The sequence below is a fragment of the Caulobacter sp. CCG-8 genome (assembly GCF_037402475.1).
Taxonomy (GTDB): domain Bacteria; phylum Pseudomonadota; class Alphaproteobacteria; order Caulobacterales; family Caulobacteraceae; genus Caulobacter.
In genome coordinates this window covers 168,322-177,276 of the sequence record NZ_JBBEUD010000011.1, presented here as the reverse complement: position 1 = coordinate 177,276, position 8,955 = coordinate 168,322, and the positions used below count along the sequence as shown (strand labels likewise).

General features: G+C 71.3%; 5 protein-coding genes and 1 pseudogene. 4 read left to right on the top strand and 2 right to left on the bottom strand.

What is annotated here, in order from left to right:
* The 3 genes and pseudogenes from WAE60_RS12970 to mdoH all read left to right on the top strand — a co-directional run.
* A partial coding sequence (locus WAE60_RS12970; protein ID WP_337686890.1) for a hypothetical protein occupies positions 1 to 563 on the top strand: 563 nt, incomplete at its 5' end.
* A gap of 49 nt (positions 564 to 612) precedes the next feature.
* Positions 613 to 1,362, top strand: a complete 750-nt coding sequence (locus tag WAE60_RS12965; protein WP_156035680.1) for an alpha/beta hydrolase — start codon at positions 613 to 615, stop codon at positions 1,360 to 1,362.
* Between the two features lie 196 nt (positions 1,363 to 1,558).
* Positions 1,559 to 3,394, top strand: a pseudogene (gene mdoH / locus WAE60_RS12960) (glucans biosynthesis glucosyltransferase MdoH); the annotation flags it as partial.
* A 17-nt stretch (positions 3,395 to 3,411) separates the two neighbouring features.
* Here the strand turns inward: mdoH and sugE are convergent.
* Together sugE and WAE60_RS12950 are read right to left on the bottom strand one after the other, a co-directional pair.
* Positions 3,412 to 3,735, bottom strand: coding sequence for a quaternary ammonium compound efflux SMR transporter SugE (gene sugE / locus WAE60_RS12955; RefSeq protein WP_029910904.1), 324 nt, complete (start codon positions 3,733 to 3,735; stop codon positions 3,412 to 3,414).
* 136 nt (positions 3,736 to 3,871) lie between these two features.
* Complete coding sequence (locus tag WAE60_RS12950) at positions 3,872 to 4,582, bottom strand: hypothetical protein (RefSeq protein ID WP_029910903.1); 711 nt, start codon at positions 4,580 to 4,582, stop codon at positions 3,872 to 3,874.
* 299 nt (positions 4,583 to 4,881) lie between these two features.
* Between WAE60_RS12950 and WAE60_RS12945 the strand changes: the two genes are divergently transcribed.
* Positions 4,882 to 8,943 carry a cadherin domain-containing protein gene (locus tag WAE60_RS12945; RefSeq protein ID WP_337686888.1) on the top strand — a complete coding sequence of 1,354 codons (4,062 nt, stop codon included), beginning with the start codon at positions 4,882 to 4,884 and terminating at the stop codon, positions 8,941 to 8,943.
* Positions 8,944 to 8,955 lie beyond the last annotated feature (12 nt).

Below are 8,955 nucleotides of genomic sequence, written 5' to 3'. Positions count from 1 at the left end.
CGGCCGCCAAGGCTCCGGCCAAGGCCGCCGCCACCAAGCCCGCCGCGAAGCCCGCGACCGCCAAGGCCGCCCCGGCCGCGAAGCCGGCCGCAGCGAAGGCCGCCGCCAAGCCGAAGGCCGAGGCCAAGCCCGCCGCCGCCAAGGCCCCGGCCAAGGCCGCCGCGCCCAAGCCCGTCGCGAAGCCGGCCGCGAAACCCGCGCCCGCCAATGCCGCTCCCGCCCCGAAGGCCGCGGCGAAACCCGCCGCCGCCAAGGCTCCGGCCAAGACCGCCGCCGCCAAGCCGGCGGCGAAACCGGCCGCGAAGCCCGCGCCCGCCAAGGCCGCCGCTCCGAAGGCGGCTGCTCCGAAGGCCGCGGCCAAGCCCGCCGCCGCCAAGGCCCCGGCCAAGGCCGCCGCGCCGAAGCCGGCCGCCAAGCCCGCCGCCAAGCCTGCCCCCAAGGCGGCCCCCAAGGCGGCCCCCAAGGCGGCCCCCAAGGCGGCCAAGCCTGCGGCGGCCCCTAAGGCGGCCAAGCCCCCTGCGGCAAAGTCGACCGCCAAATCTTCACCCGCGCCGAAGAAGTAGCGTGTAGGCTGGACCCTTCGGCGCTTTGGCCGAGGGGTGGGCGAGACGCGTGGCGACTCCGGTGATCATGGTGCACGGCGCCTTCTGCGGCGGCTGGACGTTCGATGCGTTCCGCCGTCCGTTCGAAGCCGCCGGCCACGTCGTCCAGACCCCGGACCTGCTGGGGCACGGCGACGGGTCGCTGGTGGCCGGCCGGTCGATGGCCGACTACGCCCGGCAGATCGCGGCCCTGTGCCGCGCCTGCGACGAGCCGCCGGTGCTGATCGGCCACTCGATGGGCGGGCTGGTGGCCCAGATGGCGGCAGGCCGCGCGCCCGTCTCGCGTCTGATCCTGCTGGCCCCCTCCCCGCCCTGGGGCGTCTCGGGCGCGACGATCGAGGAAGCGGCCTCGGCCGTCAGCCTCTACGCCCTGGGCCCCTACTGGCTGCAGGCCGTCGAGCCCGACTACGGCGTGGTGCGCCGCTACAGCCTGGACCGCCTGCCCCGCGATCGCCGCAAGGCGCTCTACGGCCGCATGGTCGCCGAGAGCGGCCGGGCGCTGTGGGAGACGCTGAACTGGTTCATGGACCCGTTCATGACCACCAATGTCGGGCCCGTCGGCGCCCCGACCCTGGCGATCGCCGGCGGCCAGGACGTGGTCCACCCGCCGGCCACCGTCCGCCAGACCGCCGCCCGCCTGGGCGGCGCCTGCGAGGTCTTCCCCGCCATGAGCCACTGGCTGCCCGGCGAGCCCGGCTGGGAAGAGGTCGCCGAGACCTGCCTCGACTTCATCGCCGACGAGAACCGCGCGGCCGCCTGAAGCGGTTTCGCCCGCCCCGCCGAATGCGGCGGTTTCGCGGCGAGCATCTGGTCTATACACGGCGAAGTGGCGGAACTTTGATAGTATAAAAGGCCGCGTTGCTTAGAAATTCAGCGATGAAACACTAAAGCAACAAAGCGCCTACACTTCAGGAACCTTGACGCACAGGACGAGTTTCTGCGCCGACGAGGTCTGTATGCACGCTTATACCGACAGCCTACAACGACGCCGCGCCGAGGCGCGTTCGTTCGACGATCCGCGCGATCTCGACGACGCCGCCCCGCCGCCGGCGCCCCTGGCCATGCCCGACCAGCCGCTGCATCAGCCGGCCCGGCCGGCCCGCTTCGCGGCCGTCCCGGGCCTGGGCCGGCGACGCGCCGCCCTGGCCGCCTTCTGCGCCGGCTCGACCGGCCTGGCGGTGTTCGCGGTGACCGCGGCCATGGCCGAGGACGGGCTGGAGCCGCTGGAGGTCGCCCACCTCACCCTGATCCTGGTGCTGTTCGGCTGGATGGCCTTCTCGTTCGCCGCCAGCCTGGGCGGGCTGTGGCTGTCGCGGCGGCCGGGCGCCTGGGAGCGGACCATGGCCCGGACCCCGCTGCGGCCTCTGACGCGCCGCACGGCGCTGCTGGCGCCGATCTATCACGAGGACGTCGGCCCGTTCTTCGGCCGCCTGGCCGCGATGCGGGCCGGACTGCACGCCCTGGGCCTGACGCCGATGTTCGACATCGTCGTGCTCAGCGACAGCCGCCGGCCCGAGGTGATCGCCGAGGAGCGGCGGGGCTTCTCCGCCTTCCGCCGGGGCGGCGCGGGGCCGCGCGCCTACTACCGCCATCGCCCCGAGAACATCGACCGCAAGGCCGGCAACGTCGCCGACTGGGTGCGCCGCCACGGCGGGGCCTACGACCACATGGTGGTGCTGGACGCCGACAGCCTGATGGACGCCCCGACCCTGTGGCGGCTGGCCGCCGCCATGGAGGCCGACCCGTCGCTGGGCCTGATCCAGACCGCCCCGGCCATCGTCGGGCGGCGCACGGTGTTCGGCCGGCTGGAGCAGTTCGCCAACACCCTGTACGGCCCGCTGGCGGCCTGGGGCGTGGCCTGGTGGAGCGGGACCGAAGGCAACTACTGGGGCCACAACGCCATCCTGCGGGTCGAGGCGTTCGCGCAGTCCAGCGGACTGCCGCACCTCAAAGGAAGAAAACCGTTCGGCGGCCACATCATGAGCCACGACTTCGTCGAGGCCGCCTTCCTGCGCCGTGCCGGCTGGGGCGTGCGCCTGGCGCCCGCGCCCCTGAACGACGACTGGGGCGGCAGCTTCGAGGAGAGCCCGCCCACCCTGATCGACCACCTGATCCGCGACCGGCGCTGGTGCCAGGGCAACCTGCAGCACCTGGGCGTCCTGGGCGCGCGGGGCCTGCATCCGGTCAGCCGCCTGCACCTGGCGCGCGGCGTGCTGAGCTACGCCCTGGCGCCGCTGTGGATCGCCCTTGTGGTGACCGGCGCCCTGCTGTCGGCGCCCGAGGCCGGGACGGACGACGGCGGCGGCTATCCGCTGGCCGGCGCGATCGTCCTGGCCGTCAGCCTGACCTTCGTCCTGGCGCCCAAGCTGATGTCCTATGGGATGATGCTGGCCGAGGGCCGGGCGCGGCGGTTCGGCGGGGCCTGGCGGGCCCTGGCCAGCGTCGGCCTGGAGACGGTCGCCTCTACCCTGACCGCGCCGATCATCATGGCGGCCCACACCCGCGCCCTGCTGTCGGTGGCCCTGGGCCGCGACGCCGGCTGGTCGGCCCAGCAGCGCGACGAGGGCCGGCTGCGCGGCCGCGCGGCCCTGGCCTTCCACTGGCCCGAGATGCTGATCGGCCTGGGCCTGGCGATCATCGGACCAGCGATGGGCTCCAGCCTGTCGCCGTGGCTGGCGGTGGCGGCGGCCAGCCTGGTCGCCGCCCCCTTCATCGTCTGGTGGACGGCCAGCATCGGCCGCGGCCTGCGCCTGCGGAACGCCGGCCTGCTGCTGACGCCCGGCGAGCGCCCTGAGCCCCGGTGGGCCCCTCAGTGGGCCGGCGTGAACAGCTTCAGCCCCAGGATGCCCGAGACGATCAGCGCCAGGCAGACCAGCCGCCCGGCCGTGGCCGGCTCCTTGAACAGCAGGATGCCGACGACCGCCGTGCCGACCGCGCCGACGCCGGTCCACACCGCATAGGCCGTGCCCAGCGGCAGCGACTTCACGGCCCAGCCCAGCAAGCCCATGGAGGCCACCAGGCTGATCGCGGTCAGGATGGTGGGGATGGGGCGGGTGAAGCCCTCGGTGAACTTCAGGCCCACGGCCCAGCCGATCTCGAACAGACCGGCGACGAAGAGGATGATCCAGGCCATGACCTGCTCCTGTTGACCTCGCGAAGAGGTGAGCGGGGTCGTCCCCGGAAAAAAGGAAAAGGCGCGGGGTCGTCCCCGCGCCTTCGACTAGATAGGACCATCGGACGGGAGGGCAAGCCTCCCGTCGCCGGCCGCCTTAGCGGCTGGTGGTCGAGTACAGGATCTGGGCCTGCTCGTAGTTCTTGCCGATCGAGCTGTCGTCCAGCTTCTTCAGGCGCATGTAGACCAGGCCGGCGTGGCCGTCGGCCCAGGCGTCGTCCCACGAGACCGTCAGGCGCTTGACGTCGCTGACCGTCAGGTCGTTGCGGATCAGGCGCAGCTGCGGCTTGTTCTCCCAGGTCGCCCAGTCGTGCAGGGCGTTGGCCAGGGCCTGGGCCTGGGCGTCGCCCTGGGCGTACTGGATGGTGACGGTGCAGACGTTCTTGTTCGAGCCGGGGTTGTCGACGGCGATCAGATACGGCTTGCCGATATCCATCACCCACTGCTCTTTTTTCTTCTTCATGCCGGCGGCCTTGGCCAGGGTCGGCATGTCGCCGCCGACGACGGCGGGCTTGCAGACCTTGTCCAGCACGCCGAGCAGCTGAAGCGAGACGGGGTCGGTGGTCGGCGGACCGCGGGTCGGCGCGACATATTCCGGAGCCTGGCCGGCCGGCGGCGCGGCCACGGCGGGGGTCGCGGTCATGGTGTCGGCCGGAGCAGCGGGGGTGGCGGGCGTCTGCGCCGCGGGCGCGGCGGCCGGCGCAGCGGCCGGAGCAGCAGCGGGAGCGGCAGTCGGAGCGGTTTGCTCCTGGGCGACGGCGGTCGAAACCGCGCCGAGGGCAATCAGGCTGGCGAGCGCAAGGCGCATGGTCGAGTTATCCCCGTTAGGCAAGAGGTCGGCATTAAAACCGACAGGCGTTCCCTCGCAACCCTTATGGTGACGGATTAAGGCGGAGAATGGGTCACAGGTGTAATTTTCTCGCCGGAGGGGTGCGGCCTAGCGCCTCAGGGACGGAAAGCAGGCCATCGCGCCTCGACCGGGCGCCTCCGCATCGCTCCACAGCTGTTTCGTCGCACCCCACAGTCCAGCTCTAGGCGCCCCCTCGGGGCCCATGCAACCTTGAGCTACACAATCTGTGCGCGAAGCCTTCAGTGTGGAGAGTAGGCATGTCCATCAATACCCTCGGCTACGGTGACCCCCTTCTGGCCGAGGAGGACGCGCTGAACGCCGCCCCCGACGCGCCGATCGACGCCGACGGCGGCGACAACACCATCTCAGAAGACGCCCTCACCGGCGCGGTCGTCGCCGGCCTTTCGCTGGGCTCCCTCGACGCCGACGGCGACACCCTGACCTGGTCGCTGCTGGACGACGCCGGCGGCCGTTTCGCCATCGACGCCGCCACCGGCGTGGTCACCGTCGCCGACGCGGGCCTGCTGGACTTCGAGACCGCGGCCTCGCACCAGATCGTCGTCCAGGTCAGCGACGGGACCGACGTCTCCTCGGAGACCTTCACCATCGCCGTGACCAACGCCGCGCCGACCGCGCCGGCGGACACCGACGCCGCCGACAACACCGTGTCCGAGGACGCGATCAACGGGACGGTCGTGGCCGGCCTGGCCCTCGCCGCGACCGACCCGAACGGCGGGACGCTCACCTACAGCCTGACCGACGACGCCGGCGGCCGCTTCGCCATCGACGCCGCCACCGGCGTGGTCACCGTCGCCGACGCCAGTCTGCTGGACTTCGAGACCGCGACCTCCCACCAGATCGTCGTCCAGGTCAGCGACGGGACGGACGTCTCCTCGGAGACCTTCACCATCGCCGTGACCAACGCCTCGCCCAGCGCGCCGGCGGACACCGACGCCGCCGCCAACACCGTGTCCGAAGACGCGGTCAACGGGACCGTCGTGGCCGGCCTGGCGATCGCCGCGACCGACCCGAACGGCGGGACGCTCACCTACAGCCTGACCGACGACGCGGGCGGCCGCTTCGCCATCGACGCCGCCACCGGCGTGGTCACCGTGGCCGACGCCAGCCTGCTGGACTTCGACGTCGCCGCCGCGCACCAGATCGTCGTGCGCGTCAGCGACGGGACCGCCGGTTCAGCGGCCGACACCACCTTCACCATCGACGTGGCCAATGCGGCCCCGACCGCGCCGACCGATGTCGACGCCGCCGCCGACAGCGTCTCGGAAGGCGCGGCGAACGGCGACCTGGTCGGGATCACGGCCTCGGCGACCGAGGCCAAGACCGGGACGGTGAGCTTCAGCCTGTCCGACGACGCGGGCGGCCGCTTCGCCATCGACGCCGCGACCGGCGTGGTCACCGTGGCCGACGCCGGCCTGCTGAACTTCGAGGCCGCGGCCTCGCACCAGATCGTCGTGCGCGCCACCGACGCCCAGGGCGCGTTCTCGAGCCAGGCCTTCACCATCGCGGTGGCCAATGTCGCCAACGACGCGCCGGTGGACGGCGACGGCGCGGCCAACACCATCTCCGAAGGCGCGGTGAACGGGGCCGTGGTGTCGGGCCTGTCGCTCGGCGCCGCCGACGTCCACGGCGGCCCGCTGGTCTACAGCCTGCTCGACAACGCCGGCGGCCGCTTCGCCATCAACGCCGCCACGGGCGTGGTCACGGTGGCCAACGCCAACCTGCTGAACTACGAGGCGGCCACCTCGCACCAGATCGTCGTCCAGGCCGCCAGCGGCTCGGAATCGGCCAGCGCCGCCTTCACCATCGACGTGCTGAACGCCGCCCCGGCCACGCCCACCGACACCAACGGCGCGCCCACCCTGGTGTCCGAGCACGCCACGAACGGGACGGTGGTCGGCGGCCTGACGGTCGGCGCGCCCGACCCGCACGGCGGGACGGTGACCTACAGCCTGACCAACGACGCCGGCGGCCGCTTCGCCATCAACGCCACGACCGGCGTGGTCACCGTGGCCAACGCCGGCCTGCTCGACCACGACACCCAGGCCAGCCACACGATCACCGTCCAGGCGTCGGACGGTTCGCTGGCCAGCACGGGCAACATCGTCGTCAACCTGATCGACGAGCTCGACAGCTACTGGACCGGCACGGCGGGCAACGACGGCTTCACCGTACCCGACGTCCAGGACTGGCAGCTGACGGGCGGCGAAGGCAACGACACCCTGAACGGCGGGGTCGGCGACGACATCATCATCGGCGGCTACGGCGACGACGTCATGACCGGCGGCGGCGGCAACGACACCTTCCTGATCGGCCGCGACGAGGGCTGGGACATCGTCGACGGCGGCGCCGGCACGGACACCATCCGGTTCACCGCCGGCAACCTCGTGGTCAACTTCCGGGGCCTGGCGGGGATCGAGGCCGTCAACACCGGCGGGTTCGCCAACGTCGGCTTCCAGGGCGGCGACCGCAACGACCTGCTCGACTTCAGCGGCGTGGCCAGCACCGGCACGCTGACCATCGCCGGCGGCGAAGGCCACGACACCATCTACGGCACCAACGGGCCCGACATCCTGTACGGCCAGAACGGCAACGACACGATCTACGGCCTGGACGGCGACGACGTCATCGTCGGGGGCGAGGGCTACAACGCCCTGTACGGCGGCGGCGGGGCCGACCTGTTCCTGGTCGACGAGACCTCCGGCCAGAACGTCTTCGACGGCGGAGCCGGCTACGACGAGATCCGGGCCTCGACCCGGAACACGATGATCGCCATCTCCAGCCTGACCGGCATCGAGAAGATCAGTTCGGGCGGCTTCACCAACGTCCAGATCGGCCTGGCGAACCTGCTGTCCTTCGCCAACTGGGACTTCACCAACGTCGAGATCACCGGCGTCACCCAGATCGTCGGCGGCAACCAGGCCGACGTCATCGTCGGCAGCGCGGGCAACGACGTGATCGACGGCGGCGCCGGCCCCGACACCCTCTCGGGCGGACTGGGCAACGACACCTTCGTCTCGGGCGGCCCCGACAACCGCTACGACACCATCGACGGCGGGGCCGGCTGGGACAGGCTGCTGGCCAGCGCCAACGGGTCGGCGTTCCAGATCGCCGCGATGACCGGCGTCGAGGAGATCTCGACCGGCGGCTTCAGCAATGTCCAGATCATCAGCGGCCTCGGTTCGGAGACCCTGGACCTGCGCAACATCACCGTGACGGGCAGCCTGAGCCTGATCCACATGAACGCCGGCGACGACACCTTCTACGGGACCGCGGGGGCAGACATCGTCGACGGCGGCACCGGCAACGACTACATCGACACCGGCGACGGCAACGACATCATCCGGGTGAGCAACAACCAGGGCCTGGACGTGGTCCACGGCGGGGCCGGCTACGACACGGTCGTGGCGCAGGACAGCGGCGTCTGGATCATCTACAGCACCCTGGAGGGCATCGAGGCGATCCAGGGCAACGTCTTCTCGGACACCCGGATCATCGGTTCCGACCTCGGCCCCGACAAGGTCGACGTGATCGACCTGCGCAACATCGCCGTCACCCAGGTCGGCATGATCGACGCGGGCCTCGGCAACGATATCGTCTACGGCTCGGCGGGCGCCGACAACGTGGTCAGCAACGGCGGCAACGACCTGATCTACACCGGCGGCGGCAACGACAAGATCAGCTTCTACCAGAGCGCCGGCATCTCCGCGGTCGACGGCGGCGACGGCTACGACACCCTGGTCGCGGCCACCGACTATGCGGTCATCAACATCAGTTCGATGACCGGCATCGAGGCCGTCGCGGCCGAGAGCGCCAACGGCACCAGCCACACCGGCATGGGCTTCACCGATGGGGCCGACACCTTCGACTTCTCGGCCATCGCCGTGTCGGGCATCACCTTCACCGACCTGCGGGCCGGGGATGACGTCTTCATCGGCTCGTCCACGGGCGAACGCATCATCGGCGGACTGGGCCACGATGTGATCACCGGCGGCGGCGGGGCCGACGACTTCGACTTCAACGCCGTGGCCGAGATCAACCACGACATCATCACCGACTTCATCAGCGGCGTGGACAAGATCGACTTCGCTACGATCGACGCCCGGACCAACCTCAACGACGACCAGGCCTTCACCCTGATCGGGACCTCGGCCTTCACCGGCGTCTCGGGCCAGCTGCGCTACGACGTCTCCGGCGGAGAGGCCGTCCTGCAGGGCGACGTGAACGGCGACGGCCTGGCCGACTTCTACGTCCACGTCCTCGGGGTCACCTCGTTCACGACGAGCGACTTCTTCCTCTAGGCCGCGTCCCCT